Below are 18,273 nucleotides of genomic sequence, written 5' to 3'. Positions count from 1 at the left end.
TCTGCAATACCAAATTCTCATGAATCAAACTTTTCTATCTTATTTCATTATCATTCCGGTAAATTGTATTTAATAAATTCAATAACCTGAACAAAATCCGCCGGCAATTCACAATCAAAACTCATAAACTCTTTTGTAACAGGATGTGTAAATCCAAGAGTTCTGGCATGAAGTAATTGACGATTTACCATCTTCAAACATTTATTTGCAATTTTATTAATTTCGGGTGTTCCGCCATACAAATTTTTATCGCCACCATAAGCCGGATCACCAAAAACTGTATTGTTGATATGATTTAAATGCACGCGAATTTGATGAGTTCTGCCTGTATGAAGTTTGAGTTTTACAAGAGTTGCAAATCGAAATCTATCAATTACTTTGAAATCAGTCTTTGCATACTTACCGCCTTTCTTTACTACCGCAAAATTTTTGCGGTTTCTCGTTGACCTTCCGATATCACCTTCAATCGAGCCTTCGTCTTCATTAATTTTTCCCCAAACAATGGCGTTATACTCTCTTTCGGTCGTCCGAGCTGCAAACTGAGCTGCAAGATTTGCATGAACAGCAGGATTTTTTGCTATTACCAGAAGTCCGGAAGTATCCTTATCCAACCTATGTACTATTCCTGGTCTGATAGATTCTGAAGCATAAATTTCACCTTCAGTCGGCTCGCTTATTTTATCCTCAAACTCCTCTAAATCTGCTTCATCATCATCGTCTTCAGCTGTTTCAATTTCTATCGGCTGGCGTAGTCCAAAGTGATACAATACAGCATTAACCAAAGTGCCGTAACGGTGACCGAATCCCGGGTGAGTAACCATTCCGGCAGGTTTATTGACAACAAGCAAATAGTCATCCTCGAATTTTATGTCAAGAGGAATATTTTCAGGCAGGAGTTCAATAGGCGGCGCTTTCATTATTTTACAAAGAATTTCATCATTCGGCTGGACTTTGCGACTTGATTTCACCACATACCCGTTTATAGTAACATTGCCATCGTCAATTGCCTGCTGGACGCGGTTGCGTGTAGCATTATAAATATATTTTGTCAAATAAGTGTCAATTCTTTCAGGGGACTGACCTTTAGCTACCTTGAATCTAAATTCTTTTTCGACATACTCAGGGTAATTATTTCTTTCTTCGATGTCATTCACTTTTTTTCTCCGTGTTGCTGATAATTTCATCATCGGAAATTACAGCATGTTCGTTATCGGTATTCTTTGGAAATATGTCGTGCCATTCGGGCAATCTGTTATGAAATATTATGAGCAGTGAAACACCAACTGTCACGCATGAATCAGCGATATTAAATACCGGAAAATGCGTCCAGCCTAAAAAAGCTATATCAGGTATATCAACCTGTATAAAATCAACAACCTTGCCATAAAAAAGCGGAGCTTCGCCAAATATCACGCCGTAGAATACGCGGTCAATGAGATTACCCACAGCCCCGGCAAATATCAAAGTAAAACCTGATAATACAAATTTGTCATTATTGCGGATTTTGTAAATCAAAAAGCCAAGAGCAATACCTGCGATGACGGAAAATAAACTCAGAAATATTTTTCCCCAGCCAAATTCAATACCAAAAGCCATTCCCGGATTTTCTATATAAGTCCAAAGTAATATATCGCCGATTACGGGTACTTGTTCACCGTATCTGTAGCCCTCGTGTGTAATTCCCAAAAAATTAAATCCCTTGAAATATAATTTCGTTGCCTGGTCAAAAAATATCAACAAAGCAGCTGAAATATAGAAATACTTAATTTTATTTGTGTCTTTGCTCATCAGTTGAAGATTTTAATTAAATAAGAAGTATTCGTATTTGATTATGCTTTATTGTATTATTTTCGGACAACGATTTACTGCGGGTGATTCCGTTTGTACTCTTCGCGGTATTCTTTGACATATTTTATATAATTATATGGAGTTTGTGAAACTCTCTCAAGCTCTTTGTCTGAAAGCTCGCGAATTACTTTGGCAGGCACACCGGCAACAAGAGTTCTTGGCGGCACTTTAAAGCCTTCACGTACTACAGCACCGGCACCTACAAGAGCATATTCTCCCACTTCAGCACCATCGAGAACAGCAGCACCTATGCCAATTAAACATCCTTCACGCAGAATGCAGCCGTGAACACTGACTGAATGAGCGAGTGAAACATTTTTCTCCATTATCAGGGGCCAGACGCCATTTGTTACATGAAGCATGCACATGTCCTGAATGTTGGAGTTTTCTCCTATTCGAATATAATGTACATCTCCACGGATAACAGTATTATACCAAACAGAAACATTTTCACCTATTTCAACATCACCAATTATTTTCACACCTTCGCAAAGAAATGCTGAAGGATGTATTGTTGGAGTTACACCGTGATGCGTAATTATACTTGCATTATTTCCGGATTCAAATTTCATAATAATATTTTTAGGGAATTAATTTGTTTAATGATGTCTGAGTTAATTTAATTTGCGATAATTTATGAGAGCCGTAAAGGCGGATAGTTGCATCATCATAAACCATAGGACTTAAGTACATGGGCGGATAATTTGCAAGGGAATGATTCAGAATGAATAATCCGTCAGATTTTCGTTGATAAAAGACAGCCGCACCGGCTCCTGTAATAACAGACATAGCAAGATATTTATCGCTTATCATTAGTGGTGAAACAGCCGCTGCGCCATGATAAATCCTCCAGCGTTCTTTACCGTCAAAATCAAAAGACAAAGTACCGGTTTGAATTTCGCCAACACCTGAGCTTATACTTGTAATATAAGAATTGCCATCATAATCCAAAGATATATTCCGTACCGGTAGTGTTGTCTCGCTTGCCCAAATCAGATTACCACTTAAATCGAAACAGAATAGTTTACCATAGCGTTCATCATCTTTGTCAACAGAGCCACCAACAAAAACACGTGAATTTTTGAAAGCAGTCGAAGTAAGAATTCTTACATTCTCAAGCCCATGGCTCCATTTCTCTTTGCCCGATTTATCAAGACAAAGCAGTGAGTCGGTTTCACCAAAAGTATTATTTGTCATAGGAAAGTAAATATTTCCGAGCGAATCGGCGGCAAAAGTTTTATTAACAGCAAGACTGCTTTTATAGTGCCAGTCAATATTTCCGTCAAAATCGAATTTAATAATATCTCCTGCATTAGTACCTATATATAAACCATCTACTGTAGCGAGCAAGTCTGAATATGACAATGCTCTGCTTGACTTAACAGGTAATTCTTTTATCCAATTAAGCTCAAAATCATTATTTATTGAGTACAATTTATCATCTGAAGCAATTATGTAAATATTCGAATTTTTATCAACCGCCATTCCGGCTGCAGGTATAATCTTTTCTCCAAGATTGAATGACTTTTCAAATGTGGAATTGTTTATTTTTAAAATATTACCATTGCTTGTCGCAAGAGCAAAATACGGACTTTTGAGACGTAGAGGAGTTTGCACCACTCCTGATGAATCTTCAGAAACTAGTGGCTCATCAGTAATCAGCTGCAACGGGAAACTGCCAAATTGTTCATAAGCATTTGTTCTTCCGATTCCACCGTAAATATTAAAATCTTTCTCGTCATAAGGATAATCCTTAGAGCAGGAAAGCAGCATAAGAGAAACTACAAAAGATAAATATGATATTTTCATTTTCAATATTTTTAAATCTATCAACTTATTAATTTTTCAAAACAATAGCATTTGAAATATAATCATGTATAATTTATGGACGGAAAGCAGCCTATAAATATTATTTTCAGAAATTAGAAAGCATCATCGTCATCGTTATAATTATCGTATTGAGGAAGATGTTCAGGAGGTGGAACTACTCCTTTGTCAGCGGGGTTATCCTCATAATGATAAGCAAGATTCTCGAACCTTGCATAATTTTTTTGAAATGCTACGCGACAAGTTCCTGTAGGACCATTCCTTTGTTTTCCGACAATCAGCTCTGCAGTCCCTTCTGTTGGAGTTTTATGCTCATCATCATAAAACATCTGCTTATAAACTTCGGGGCGATTTACAAACATAACAACATCGGCATCCTGCTCAATCGAACCTGATTCTCTTAAGTCCGAAAGCATTGGTCTCTTGTCTGTACGGCTTTCCACTGAGCGATTAAGCTGAGCAAGTGCCAGAACAGGAACATCCAATTCTTTGGCAATTTGTTTTAATGATGCAGAAATAAGCGAAATTTCACGCTCACGGCTGTCAGATTTTGGTGCAGTAATCAGCTGAAGATAATCCACAATAATCAACTGAACCTGATGCTCTGCTTTAAGCCGGCGACATTTTGCTCGAAGTTCCATAATAGTCAACATTGGACTATCATCAATATAAATCGGTGCATTTGATAATCTGCTTAAGCCGGACACAATCCAGCGGTCTTCCTCTTGATTTATCCTGCCGGTTCTTAGTTTTTGCTGGTCTATTCTTGCTTCTGAACTTAGCAATCTGATAACAAGCTGCATCGCCGACATCTCTATGGAGAAAACAGCCACAGGAATTCCGCTTACTACGGCTGCACTTCTTGCTATAGATAGTGCTAAAGCAGTCTTACCCATTGACGGACGTGCAGCAATGATAATAAGGTCAGACTTCTGAAAGCCACCAAGCAAATGGTCTAATTCTTTAAAACCGGTAGGCACACCTGTAAGTCCTTGCTGGTCTCTTTGAGAAAGTTTGAGAATCATTTCGTATGCGTCTCGTGTAAGCCGGTTAATTCCCACATAGCTCTTTCTTAACCGTTTCTCCGCAATTTCAAAAATGTGCTTTTCGGCAATATCAATTTCTTCAAGAGCGTCAGTTGAATCATCATAAGCATTCATTATAATCTGACCGGCTGTACTTATAAGAAGACGTTTCAAATATCTCTCCTGAACAATTCTTGCATGCTGCTCGACATTTGCGCTTGTTGGAGTTGCAAGTGTTATATTTGACAGAAAAATAGTATCTACGATTTTATTGTCATCAATAGCTTTTAATTCCTCACCGACAGAAATAAAATCAGGAGTACCACCTCGCTCGAAAAGTCGAACTATAGCCCTGAAAATCAGCCTGTGCTTCTCATGATAAAAAGCATCTTCCTGCAATATTTCGACTGATTTTGAAACTGCAATTCTGTCTATCATCATTGCACCAAGTACTGCGACTTCAGCATCATCGCTGTGTGGAGGTACTCTGCCATGATTGGCTGTATTTACATTTTGATTCACATTGTCTGAAGTATTTTTCTTTGCCATATTTATTAAAACTTTTTTCCAATTTACAAATTATAGGGATGTAAATATGCAACTATTTTTTGGAATAAAATTGAAATTCTAAATAATATTTATCAACAATTTTGTGGAAAATTTTTTTTTTACAGAACTAAATAAACTAAACTTTCATCATATTTTCGTGAAATCAATTTTATTACGATTTTTTTAATTTTTAAAATATTTTTGATAGCTACCCCTTTGAATTGGTATTTACAAATGTGTTTTGGAATTGATGATATGAAATCAAGTTTTATCTCAGTAAATTCTGGTAGCTGAAACAATTATGAATAATTTCCGTAAATTTTAATGTAACTTAATCGAAAATAAAATTAGTGAGAAAATAATGCAGACAATTTTAGGAGCAAGTGGCAGTGTAGGCACTTTGCTTGCAAAAGAATTAGCAAATTATACCGATAAAGTTCGACTTGTAAGCAGAAATCCAATAAAAGTTAACGGCAAAGAAGAACTTATCAAAGCGGATTTAAGCTCTGCAACTGAAGTTGACAAAGCAGTAGCCTGTAGCGAAGTAGTATATGTTACTATCGCCTTTGAATATAAATATAAAGTATGGAACGAGAAATGGCTGCCTTTTATCAAGTCAGTAGTTGATTCATGCATTAAGCATAATGCAAAACTTGTATTTTTTGACAACATCTATATGTATGACAAAAATTATTTGTCTGATATAAACGAAAATTCCCCGATTAATCCTTCAAGCCGCAAAGGGCTTATAAGGATGCAAGTCGCTGATTATATTTTGAATAATATCGAAACCGGCAAACTGACAGCATTAATAGCAAGAGCACCGGATTTTATTGCAGCAAGAAACAGTATTTTAATCGAAACAGTTTATAATAATTTGAGTAACGGTAAAAAAGCCAGATGGCTGGGAGATGCAGTCAAAATCCACGATTTTATTTATGTTCCAGATGCTGCCAAAGCTACTGCAATCCTTGGAAACTCGCCCGATGCTTATAATCAGGTGTGGCATCTTCCAACCTGTAACGGCAATCTCACCGGTAAGGGTTGGATAGAACTTTTTGCTAATGAAATAAATGTTGAACCGAAATTTTCTACAACTCCTGCCTGGATGCTTGGCATTTTGGGAATATTTATTCCAATATTGTCTGAAGTAAAAGAAATGATGTACCAAATGGAAAATGATTATATTTTCAACAGTCAAAAATTTCAAAAACAATTCAATTTCACACCCACAAAACCGGAAGTAGCAGTCAGAGAGATTGTTCGCATGCTTGGAAAGTAAAATAATGAATAATTAATCAATATTATTATTTACAAATTAAGCATTTCAGATATGGCTTTAAAATTACCGGTAATTTTAATTGCTAAATCAAAATGGTTTATCAGACTATCACAATAGAATTTTAACAAAAACATAGTTTTTTTACAGTAAATATTTATTTTTTCAATTATTAATGCAAATTTTTAGCAACTTTTATTTAAATTTGTTGTTAATATTTAGTGAAAATGTAAAATAATATTTATTTAAATTTGAAGATAGCTGTTTTTACTATATTGACTGCTTTTTTATCAGGGTTTTTATTATTAGCTGATGAAGGGGAATTTAGTATTTATCATGGGAAAGCTAATATTTCCGATGATTATGTTGATTTCAGTAATCGAGGTTTTAGTAAAACGCAGGACTATATTAATTTAATAGGTAATAATGAAGAGATTCAGCTGCTTATAAATACTGTAAATGGTAATCTCTATCACAGACGCTCTGATTTTTTCAGCCCTGATATTGGTATTCCTCTCAAAATTGACTTTTTTTATAATTCAGGAAGTTCATTTCGTGGCAGCTTTGGTAATTTTTGGCAGTTCCTGCTCAATATAAGATATGTCTCGAATAATTTTAACAATCATATAATCATTGTCTATCCTGATGACCGTACTGAATTATATATTTTCAATAAAGAATTAAAATCCTACCTGCCTTATAGATTTTCATTCGATTCTCTTACTCAGGATGAGCAAGGGAAAATCAAATTCCGATTTACTGACGAGATTTTAACAGGTGAAAAGAAGAAAATTACAGCACATTTCCCAAATGACAGCACACATCTGGTTGAATTAATAAGTGATGAATACGGCAATAACATAAGTCTCAGCTATAATGAAGATTACAATCTGAAAACAGTTGTCTATCCAAGTGGCAAGAGCATTACACTTGAATATGAAAATTCTTTCCTTAAAAGAATAATTCTCCCGGGTGGCTTGGAAACTACTTATTTTTATGATGTGAAAGGTAATCTAATCAGTGCTATTCTGCCCTCTGATAAATATTACCTTTACAAATATGACAGTTGCAGCAATTTGATTAAAATAAGCACAGCTCATAATGAACTTACTTTTTCTTATGATGATATGAACAGAGTCAGTGGATTTATAAACCATTATGATGATTTAGTTTACAGAATCGAATATGATACTCTGCAAAAGAAAACTACAGTGTATATGCCAGATGGAAGTGAGAAAATATTTATGTATGACAGTTTGGAACGTTCGACTGAATACCGCTTCTTGAATTTTAGAAGCAGGAAAGCATACAATTCCGGTAATCAAATAATTCAAAAAAGTGACAGCTATGGTAATAATACAAATTATATCTATGATGATAAGGGTAGATTGTCAACTGTAAATTTTCCGGACAATACTTCCGAGAGATTGAATTACAGCAATAATTTAAATACTGTAGAATATCGCAGTAAATCAGGTGCATCAAGTATTTACAAGTTAGACAAAAACGGTAATCTAAGTTCGCTTACAAATTCATTAATTGAGACTTCGACAATATCAAGATTTTTTAATGGCAGCATATCGGATATAATAATAGATGATGATATTAATGTTCGTTTTTTGCGGGATAATCTATCGAGAATCAGACATATTATTATAAATAATGAAGAGCATCTTGATATTGATTATGATGCCGAGGATAACTTATCCTCAATTACTGATTTCAACAAAAAACGTACAAGTTATTATCATGACCCTCAAAAACGATTAATTAATATTGATTATCCGAATGGTGATAATTACGGCGTTTTTTATTTTGATAATCAGGGGCACACGATTGTTTCGCATCGCAATAGTTCCGTAAGTGAGTTTTTCTATGACAAAACAGGCAGAGTAATTTCAGTCAAAGATAAAATTGGCAGGATGTTTGATTTTGACTACCCGGACTTTAAAACAATTGATTTCAGATTTAATGTTAATCCATATTCGATTGAATTACTTGACTGCAAAAATCCCCAACTATTACTTATGCCCGATGGAAGAAATCTTAATATATTATATAACGACAACCACTTAGTGCAGGAAATTAATCATAATCAAATCAGACATAAATTTAGTTATAATTTAGTTAACAAGATATCTGAAATAATATTCCCGGGTGGACAAAGTGTCAGATATGATTATGATGCAGGAGGACAGGTAAACACTTTCAGCAATGAAACCGGCAAAACAACACTTATATATTTTGACATTCACGGCAGAATAACAAGAAAAACACTTGGCAGCATAAACATTAATTACAGCTATACAGATAAATTCAGTCAGTCTGTAAATTTTGATAATTTAAAATCTATAAATAGAAAATACGACATTTATGGCAGAATAATCGAAGAAAGAACAGAAAATGGCAGCAAATTTAATTATAGATACGACTCGTTTGGCAATAAGAAAGAGGAAATTTTAAATGATATATTCGTAACAGAGTTTCGCTATGATTTATCTCATAACCTCTCAGAAATTTTATTTCCAAATTCGTACAAAATGAATTTTAAGTATCTGAATGAGAATATTATAAAAGAAATATCCGATAATGTCGGCTATCGAATAAATCTTACTTATGATGAAGCAGGCAGATTAGTGAGTTCTGGCTATCAATCTTCACCAAAGAATATATATTCATGGGACATCTACAATAACCTTACTAAATTTGTAAACAAAACTGGAAACCGATATACTTTTGATTATAATGTAAATGAATTCAGTTTATTATTCAACGATAATTTGATTGCGAAATATCGCTATGCCGGATTTATCAATAATAAATTATTAACCTCAGTTGAAAACAGTGATAATGTAAATATCCGCTTTAATTATGATTATAACGGTAATTTTTCGCGCAGTACAAATGATTATGCCGAACAAATTACTGTAGCATATTTTTCGGACGGATTACCTTCTTCAATTTTTAATTCCGAAGGTCAAAGTCATGAGTTTACTTATGATTTTTTGGGAAGAGTAATTAATATTAAAAATCCCGAAAATTTTAATAAGACATTTGCTTATGACGCATTAAGCAATATTACAAGATTGATTGATTATTCAGGCAATATATATAATTTGAGCTACCTGAATAAAAAATTATCAGTTGTCCAATCGGATAATTTCAGATTACAGTATAATTATAATGAGAATAATTTATTACATTCGTATGCATATCTTGATAATAATCTTTTATCATATTATTATGAATATGACAAAATTTCAAAAATCAAATCTATTGCGGGCGATTCAATTTTATTTTTCTATGACTTAGCCGGCAGGCTTGAAAGGAAAATCTCAGAGAGCGGATTAATTTATAATTACAGCTACCAATCGGGAAATTTGATTAATAGAATACTGACTTCTGACGGCAACATACTTACTTTTTCAAGAGACGATTTAGGGAATATTAAAAATATAAAACTTGATGAAATAAATTTAGCTGAATTTACTTATAATCCCAATGGAGCTGTAACAAGCATAAATTCAATTGATACAAATTTGACAATATCATATAATCTGCTTGGCAACATAATCCAAACGAATACTGCAGGAAGCTTACTACACCAGTTTTCATACGATATTCTTGGAAGACCTATTTTAATCAGATACCCTGAAAACATACGTGAACAGTTCGCTTATGATACAAAAAGTAACCCGAAAAGTTTTACAACCAAAGACGGTTTAGTTTATGAATATAAGTATAATTACCAAAACCTTCTTTCTCAAGTCAAATGGTCGAGAATTGATTCAATTAGTATTAATTATAACCGCGATGGATTGATTACTCAAATTACCGAACCGAACTATGTCAAAACTAATTTTGAATGGCTTTCAGGTGGCAGACTTAATAGTTTCAACCTTTTTGAAAGCGGTACAAAATTAATTAAATATAATGGAATAATCAATAATAATAATATTATAAGTATACAAATTAAACCCGGTGACACTATTCCTCTCATTTTTGACCGGAATTTACGGTTTTCAGGCATTAATTCACCGAATTTTGGTAAAATCGGCTATAATCATTCCGGTTTAAAACTTAACAAGTATAATATTTTTAATACAATTCAAAAAGATTATGATGAATTGTTATTTTACAAGCATTTCAAAATTAAAAGTACAGTACTTAATGGCGATACTTTGCAATTTGTTTACAATGAACCAAAGAATTTCGTTCCTGAGTATTTGCAAGGAACAGCAGGACAGAATAATTTATTTTTTACAGACAAATTACTTCTTAGAGATACACGTTTTAACGGAGTTAGCGAAATGGGAATTATATATAATACTAATGGAGATATTAATTCACTAAGGTATTATAATATTAATTATTATAGTGACGGCAAAGTTATATGGCATAATTTTGCTTATAATTCATCAAATCAATTAACTTCAATAAATAAAAATCAGGAGTATCAGGTAATCATAAATTATAATAATTCCGGGGATATATCAACGGCATTTGATAATTTTGGAAATTGGTTTACCCTAAGCTATGATACAAAAAGAAATTTGCGAACAATTGGAAAAAATGACGGAAAAAAACTCGAATATTTATATGATAATTATTCAAATATTATAATCAAAAAGAATGAATCACTTGATGAAACAGGAATCAAGTATCAAAAAAATTTACCGGTTGAATCAGAATTTTCTGACCTTACTAAATCATTTTTCAGCTATAATGAATTATTCAAAACTACTTTATTCCGCACTACAAGGATTACTTCAGCGAATGTAACCATTAACTCCGATGGTTTCAACGGAAATGAAGATTTTACTGTCAATTTTTTCAATAAATTTTCTAAGAATTACAGAAGCGAATTAAACAAAAAAGTTTTGGATAATTTTACTTTACAGGAAATTGTTTCCGAAAACCGTGATGCTGAATTTGTGATTGCCGGCGATAAACGACTAAAGCTAAATGGCAGCTATGTTTCGAATCTGATTGAACTTCATAACGGTATAAATATCATTGCAAAGAAGAGCAAAATTTTGTACGACAAAATGTATTATCGTGATTCTATTTATATTCGGAATGCTACAGGCAATATTTTAAGCTCTTATGGAATAACGAATAATTCATTTGGATTCCTCAATATATTAACCAGCAAGGACACCGGGCATTTAAATTTAAAATACGACAACTATGGAAGACCACTTTCATTTGAAACTAATACAACACCGCTTAAGCAAATTGAGTATTATCCTGATGGCAGAATATCGAGAATAACAAATTCAAATAATATTGATGTAATGCAATATGACGAGCATAATTTGCTCATCAGCAGTAGTGGGTATGAATTAGAAAATGACCTTCGCGGAAATATAATCAAAAAATATAATGATGACAATAGTACTGAATTCAGGTTTAATCATGATAACATTCTTACGAGTATAATATATAATCAAAGCGATACAACCCGTCTTTTGTATTCGGATGCCAATACTTTAATTGGAATTATCGCTAAAAATGACACTTCGTATTATATGCCGGCATCAGCAAGGCAGCCCATTAAATTTCCATATATTACGGCATGTATAAATTCCAAAGGCGATGTTACTGAATATATTGATTATATAAAATACGGTGGCGTCGATCTGCTATATAATTACAAAGTTCAAACAGGCTCGTTGGATTATCAGACGATATCCAAATCCGGAAATTCTTTTATCGGTATAGATAATTCCGGAAAAATTATTAATTTGTGGAAATATCTGAATCTATTGGGAAATATCATGGAATCAGCTGAAGAATCGAGTCTGATTATCTATAACAATATGATTTATATAAAACAACTTTCACTATTTTTTGATGGTCGCAACTTCTATGACCCTGAAATAAAAAACTACTTGAACAGTAAAAATTTCCACGAAATAAGTGCACTAAAGCGATTTGAAAATATTAATACTAAATCAGATAAACAGAAAAAATTCTTTGCTATTCCGGAAAATGTGCTGATGCCGGAAATTAATCCATTTTATAACAGATTTACAAATTTAATGCAGGAAGCAAATCCTTACCTGCAGATTCAAAATGAACTAAATTATAATATAAATAACTTTCAAAATTTTTCTTTGAAACCTTATATAAATCATGAAGTTCCAAAGTTGGGCGAGAACTTAATCACTCCGGTTGATTTGAGCAGTATATTGTCAGGTCAAAATAATAATACCGGACTGATACTGATTCCCGAACTACCTTACGAGCTTTGTGATACAATGCTTTTGCTTTCAAATACACGAATTGCACCTGAACAAATATTGATGGCGCCAAAAGGTAATGAGTTTGAAATTATAAAGGGATATTTATCACTTAGCGACATACCGGATAATGCTGTAATCAATATTGTATTGAATAAAATTTTAGAATTAAAACTTCCTTATTTGGAGCCGCAAGCAGACAACATTTATGATATAAGCCCTCCGAAGCCTGATTTTGATTTTATAGATATTTTACTTTCAGACAACAATATTTTTAATAGAATTTTAACTAATAATATCAGAAGTAAGAAATCGGGAGATATTTATCTTGAAAAAGTAATGCCTTACCTGCCAAAGTATATTGATGAAGACGATATTGGCTATAATAATATCCTCGAGCCCAAAAGATTCGTTGCCCAGACAGATAATTCGGAATTTTCTACGCAAACACTTCTAACCGGTGTAGCCCGACTTTCTCAAAAAGCTGTAAGATCAAATATTGGCAATTTTATCAAGGAATCCATAAGCATATCGCCGAAAGATATGTTTCCCGGGAGAACTTTTTATAATCATAACCTAATACCAATTCCATTCTATTATGACTATGAAAAAAACCTCCCTGACAACAAAATAAAAAAAAATCCTATGTTTTTTAAAATAAATACAAAATAATTCCCTTCTAATGTGGTTAATAAAAATATTTTCAGTAATTTTGCTAATTAGTTGATATTGAATTATCAGAATAAAATATCAAATGTAACACTATTAATTATAAATAATAAATTAGCAAAATTTAAACAGTTAATCGTAAAAATGAATTTATTAAATAAATATAAAATAAGTAGATTTAGCAACAGAGATTATCTTCTTTTGATAATGTTGCCGGCGTTTGTAATATTAATTACATCAGGTTGCAGCTCAGGTCCCAAAGAGGTAAAAACGGAGTCATTCAGACAATTGTCAAATACAGGATTCGACATAAACGAATATGATGCAAAAAAAAGGCAGGATTTTGCCCGCAGACACATGACCGATGCCTCCAAATACAAGCAACAGGGACGTTATTCCGATGCCATCATTGAGTATCAGGAAGCAATTCGATGGGACAAAATGGCTTCAATATATTTTGCGATAGCCGAATCCTATTGGGCACTTGACAAGCCTTTCTCAGCAGTTGAGAATTGTTACAAATCAATAGAAATGGACTCTACTTTTCTGCCTGTTTATGAGCTTCTTTTCAACATTTATTCTTCAATGCGAATGAGCAAAGAAGCCTACATCGTAACAGAACAAATCTTAAAATTTGACCCTTCAAGAGAAAATCAAATCCGATTTGCTATAATGAAAGCAGTCGAAAGTCCTTCAGAATCCACTAAAATGCTCGAAAATCTTCTTCGCGATAGCAGCGATACAGAATTAATGCTCATTTTATCCTCTGCTTATGAGCAAAATCAGGAATTTGACAAAATGGCGGTTCTTCTTGAACGGCTTCACAAAGACCAGCCGTCTAATTTCGAACTTGCCTCAGGTCTAATAGAATACTACAGCGATAAAGGTGATTTAGAAAACTCGTTCAGAATTTTGGGTGAGTCCGAAAAGTTCTTTTCTCCATCTGAAATTGTTCAGATTTATAACAATATTGGTATCAATCTTCTTTCATTAGATGCTGAAGAGCAATCATCAACAATCAAAAAATATATCAGCAATATTGATGAGCGGTTTTATTTTGATTGGGTTACGCAATCTGTTGCCGGTAAGTTGTCTGCTAACATACAAGATTCAATCGCATCTGATAAATTCTACAGCAGAGCACTAACGCTAAATGATACTAATGCATTTCTGCAATTAGATGCCGCAATTTCATACTCAATACTAAAAAATAATAAAAAATCAATAGAACTTTTGAAAAAAGGCATAGAAAAATTTCCTGATGATGTAAGATTTATTTTCTATCTCAGCAATACTTATATGATAGAAAAAGAATATGAAACAGCAAGAAACTATGGTAAGAAAGCTTACGAATCAGATAGCTCTAACGTTATATTTATCTCAATTTATGCTTCAATTCTACAGGAATTAGGAGAATATGAAGAATCGGACAGACTTTACGAAAAGTCACTTGGTATAGACCCCGGAGATGCCAATACTAATAATAATTACGCTTATTCTCTTGCTGTTCGGGGAATAAAACTTAATCGGGCATTGAAGTATTCTCAGCTTTCGCTTGAGCTTGAGCCTGACAATGCCGCATATTTGGATACTTATGGCTGGATACATTATCAGATAGGAAATTATGACACAGCGCTTGAATATATTAAAAAAGCTATAGATACAGGTGATGTTTCTGCTGAAGTTTTTGAACATTTGGGCGATATATATATTAAAATGAATAAAAAAGAACTTGCTTTGGAGGCTTACAATAAATCACTTGAATTAGATAGTGATTCAAAAGAAGTAATCAGCAAGATAAATGAGTTGACCAATTAAAATATCTCTTTGATAGGAGTTTGTTTTTATGTTTGTAATTGTTGGTTTTATTGTTGTATTTGTTTGCGTATTCGGTGGTTTTTTCTGGGCTTCCGGATTCAATATGGATGCTGTGGGCTTCTTTCTCCATCCTTATGAATATATAATCATAGGAGGCGCAGCAATAGGTTCGATGCTGATTTCAAATCCGATGCACCTTAATCAGCAAATAATTAAGGGTATCTTAGGGACTTTGAAAGGAAGCAAGATAACAAAAGCGGCTTATGTTGACCTGCTGAAAATGCTATATGAGCTATTCCAGTTTGCTAAGCGTGAAGGACTGATTGCTCTTGAGCAGCATATCGAAAATCCCAAGGATAGCTCAATTCTATCCAAGTATCAAAGCTTTCTTGATAATCCACACGCTGTTGAGTTCCTATGTGACACACTGAAAGTAGTGCTTTCCGGCGGTGTGCCCGCTCACGAGCTTGAAGAACTTATGGATATTGACCTTGAGAATATTAAAGCTGAAGCTCATCATGCTCCTGCAGCACTAAATACAGTATCCGATGCCCTTCCCGGACTTGGTATCGTAGCCGCAGTACTTGGAATTATCATTACAATGCTTGTAATTACCGAAGGTGCTGCAACTGTGGGTGCTAAGGTAGGTGGTGCGTTGGTTGGAACATTTATGGGTGTACTTTTAGCTTATGGATTTGTCGGTCCGCTCTCACGAAATATGGAAGGACTTGCCCATGCAGAAGGAAAGTATCTTGAAGTAATTAAGGCGGCTTTGCTTGCATTCAGTAAAAGTATGCCTCCTACAGTTGCAGTTGAATATGGCAGACGTTCAATTGACCCTCATAACAGACCAAGCTTCGCAGAAACAGAAGAAGCTATTAAAAATAATTAAGATATGATTTATTATGGCTGAAGATAAACATCAAAAAGAACAACCTATAATAATCAAGAAGGTTAAGAAAGGAGGAGGACACGGACATCACGGCGGTGCCTGGAAAGTGGCTTATGCCGATTTCGTGACTGCAATGATGGCTTTCTTCATAGTGATGTGGATTCTTGCATCAAGCGAAGAGGTCAAGCAACAAGTATCCGATTACTTTAATAACCCTATGGAATACAGTATATTTACAGGCGAGCGCAAAACAGGCTCTATACCGGTTGAACTTGACCTTGCTGACCCTAAAACAGGAAGAAAGGAAGACGGTAAATCAGATAATGTAATGAAATTTGACAAGGAAACAACTGATACGCTATTCAACAGAATTATGCAACGAGCCTCTCAGGACAGTGTTCAGGCAGCACAAAGAGTATCAAAGGTGAGTCAGGAAATAGCTGGAATGATGCAGAGACTAAGGGCGGAAAAACCTGATTTAACTACTGTACTGGAAAATATAAAAATTGAAATGACTAAAGAAGGACTTAGAATCGAACTCTTAGAATCTTCTGAGAATTGTTTTTTTGAAATCGGTAGCGCAAGATTAAGTAAGCAGGCTGAGGAAATTTTGCGTATTCTTGGTGAGGAAATCGGAAAGCTGCCTAACTTTGTCGAGCTTGAAGGTCATACCGATGCACGCGCTTACAAAAGCAGTACAGGTTATACAAACTGGGATTTGTCAACCGACAGGGCTAATTCAGCTAGAAAAGTATTGCAAATTTATGGTTTGTGGGAAGGACAATTGACTAAAGTTACCGGTTTTGCAGACCAGCAACTTCGAACTCCCGACAACCCGTTCGATATGACTAACAGAAGGGTGAGCATTTTGGTTAAACATATTTCTGTTAATCAATTTTTACCACAGTCGCAGGAGAAAGCAAATGACTGATATAAAAATGTTGATTGTAGATGATGAGCCTGCTGTACTGATTTCATTAAGTAAAATTATTGAAAAAGCATTTCCTGAAATCAAACTTCAAACAGCAAGAAATGGTAATGATGGCTGGTCTGCTATCAAAAATTTTCATCCACAAATCGTACTTTCCGATATTTCAATGCCCGGATATAACGGAATTGAGCTTCTCAATATAGTCAGAAATGACAATAAATTCAAAGATATTTATTTTGTCATTATGACAGCCCATGACGAAGAGATAAGAAATATGATGAATATGGAAGCTGCACCTGATGATTTTATCACAAAACCTGTAGTGCCTGAAAAAATCATCGTCAGAATAAAAGCAGCTAAACGTCTGGTTGAATTGCAAAGCCAGATGCTTGAGGAAAACAAACTCCTCATCCAGCTTGCCGACCAGCTTGAAACTGAAGTTCAGGATATGATTAAACTCGCAGTTAAATTTCTTGAGGCAAGAATTCCTGCATCAGTTGATAATCTGAAAAAAGTAGCTGAGGCATCAGTTTGGATAGCCAAATCTTATGGCGATTTTACATCTGAACAAATCCGCGATATTGAAATTGCGGCTTACCTTTCACAAGCAGGCAGGATATTCCTTAATGACAGTTTGCTGAAAGTTCCTGTGATGGCAAGCGGAAGACCTTCAAATGAATATATGTTCCAGGTTCCGAAGCTTGGTCGGGATATTTTATCAAGCGTAAGAAGATTTGATGATGTATCAAAAATTGTATACCATATCTACGAAAATTTCGATGGAAGCGGCATACCCGACAGAATGAAATCATGGCAAATTCCGTTTGAATCCCGTATAATCAGAGTTGCGCTTGATTATCAGGAAATAAAAAGTATGTACCAAAAGACACCGAAGCAAGCTATAGAAATCATCAAAACTGAGGCTTCCAGACTTTACGACCAGCGCGTTACAGTATTGATGGAGCATTATATAAAGTCTTTTGAAGCAAGCGAGAAAATTGAAAACGAAATTGCTGTTCAGCTTACCGAACTCAATGATTTAATGAAAATCACACGAGATGTTTATACTGAAAAAGGTTTGAAATTATTGCCGGCTGGTGCAACATTATCACAAAATATTATCAAAAAAATTATAATGCATAATACTACTGACCCGATTCTTGGCAATATTTATGTCAAAAGGTTCTGAA

11 protein-coding genes are annotated in these 18,273 nt (G+C 34.2%); 6 read left to right on the top strand and 5 right to left on the bottom strand.

Features of this window, described 5'->3' with window-relative positions:
- Positions 1-50: 50 nt before the first annotated feature.
- The 5 genes from KF896_08670 to dnaB form a co-directional block, all read right to left on the bottom strand.
- Complete coding sequence (locus tag KF896_08670; protein MBX3043776.1) at positions 51-1,187, bottom strand: RluA family pseudouridine synthase; 1,137 nt, start codon at positions 1,185-1,187, stop codon at positions 51-53.
- On the bottom strand, positions 1,147-1,788 hold the full coding sequence (locus KF896_08665) for a signal peptidase II (protein MBX3043775.1): 642 nt from the start codon (positions 1,786-1,788) through the stop codon (positions 1,147-1,149). The genes KF896_08670 and KF896_08665 overlap by 41 nt, the downstream gene beginning before the upstream one ends.
- A gap of 74 nt (positions 1,789-1,862) precedes the next feature.
- Entirely contained in the window at positions 1,863-2,420 is a 558-nt protein-coding gene (locus KF896_08660; GenBank protein MBX3043774.1) for a gamma carbonic anhydrase family protein, read from the bottom strand.
- Between the two features lie 10 nt (positions 2,421-2,430).
- Positions 2,431-3,657, bottom strand: coding sequence for a hypothetical protein (locus tag KF896_08655; protein ID MBX3043773.1), 1,227 nt, complete (start codon positions 3,655-3,657; stop codon positions 2,431-2,433).
- 113 nt (positions 3,658-3,770) lie between these two features.
- Positions 3,771-5,249 carry a replicative DNA helicase gene (gene dnaB, locus KF896_08650; GenBank protein ID MBX3043772.1) on the bottom strand — a complete coding sequence of 493 codons (1,479 nt, stop codon included), beginning with the start codon at positions 5,247-5,249 and terminating at the stop codon, positions 3,771-3,773.
- Between the two features lie 361 nt (positions 5,250-5,610).
- Between dnaB and KF896_08645 the strand changes: the two genes are divergently transcribed.
- The 6 genes from KF896_08645 (at position 5,611) to KF896_08620 (ending at position 18,272) form a co-directional block, all read left to right on the top strand.
- Positions 5,611-6,531 carry an NAD-dependent epimerase/dehydratase family protein gene (locus KF896_08645; GenBank protein MBX3043771.1) on the top strand — a complete coding sequence of 307 codons (921 nt, stop codon included), beginning with the start codon at positions 5,611-5,613 and terminating at the stop codon, positions 6,529-6,531.
- 248 nt (positions 6,532-6,779) lie between these two features.
- Positions 6,780-13,445 (top strand): RHS repeat protein, encoded by a 6,666-nt coding sequence (locus tag KF896_08640; protein MBX3043770.1) that lies wholly within the window; start codon positions 6,780-6,782, stop codon positions 13,443-13,445.
- 141 nt (positions 13,446-13,586) lie between these two features.
- Positions 13,587-15,260, top strand: a complete 1,674-nt coding sequence (locus KF896_08635) for a tetratricopeptide repeat protein (protein MBX3043769.1) — start codon at positions 13,587-13,589, stop codon at positions 15,258-15,260.
- A gap of 28 nt (positions 15,261-15,288) precedes the next feature.
- Complete coding sequence (gene motA / locus KF896_08630; protein ID MBX3043768.1) at positions 15,289-16,152, top strand: flagellar motor stator protein MotA; 864 nt, start codon at positions 15,289-15,291, stop codon at positions 16,150-16,152.
- Positions 16,153-16,165: 13 nt separating this feature from the next.
- A complete protein-coding gene (locus KF896_08625) occupies positions 16,166-17,083 on the top strand; it encodes an OmpA family protein (GenBank protein MBX3043767.1) in 918 nt (305 codons plus the stop codon).
- Positions 17,076-18,272 carry a response regulator gene (locus KF896_08620; protein ID MBX3043766.1) on the top strand — a complete coding sequence of 399 codons (1,197 nt, stop codon included), beginning with the start codon at positions 17,076-17,078 and terminating at the stop codon, positions 18,270-18,272. The genes KF896_08625 and KF896_08620 overlap by 8 nt, the downstream gene beginning before the upstream one ends.
- Position 18,273 lies beyond the last annotated feature (1 nt).

The sequence above is a fragment of the Ignavibacteriota bacterium genome (assembly GCA_019637995.1).
In the GTDB taxonomy this organism is placed as follows: Bacteria; Bacteroidota; Ignavibacteria; order Kapaibacteriales; family UBA2268; genus JANJTB01.
Note: the sequence above shows the minus strand (reverse complement) of the source record. Positions and strands in the feature narration are given on the sequence as shown.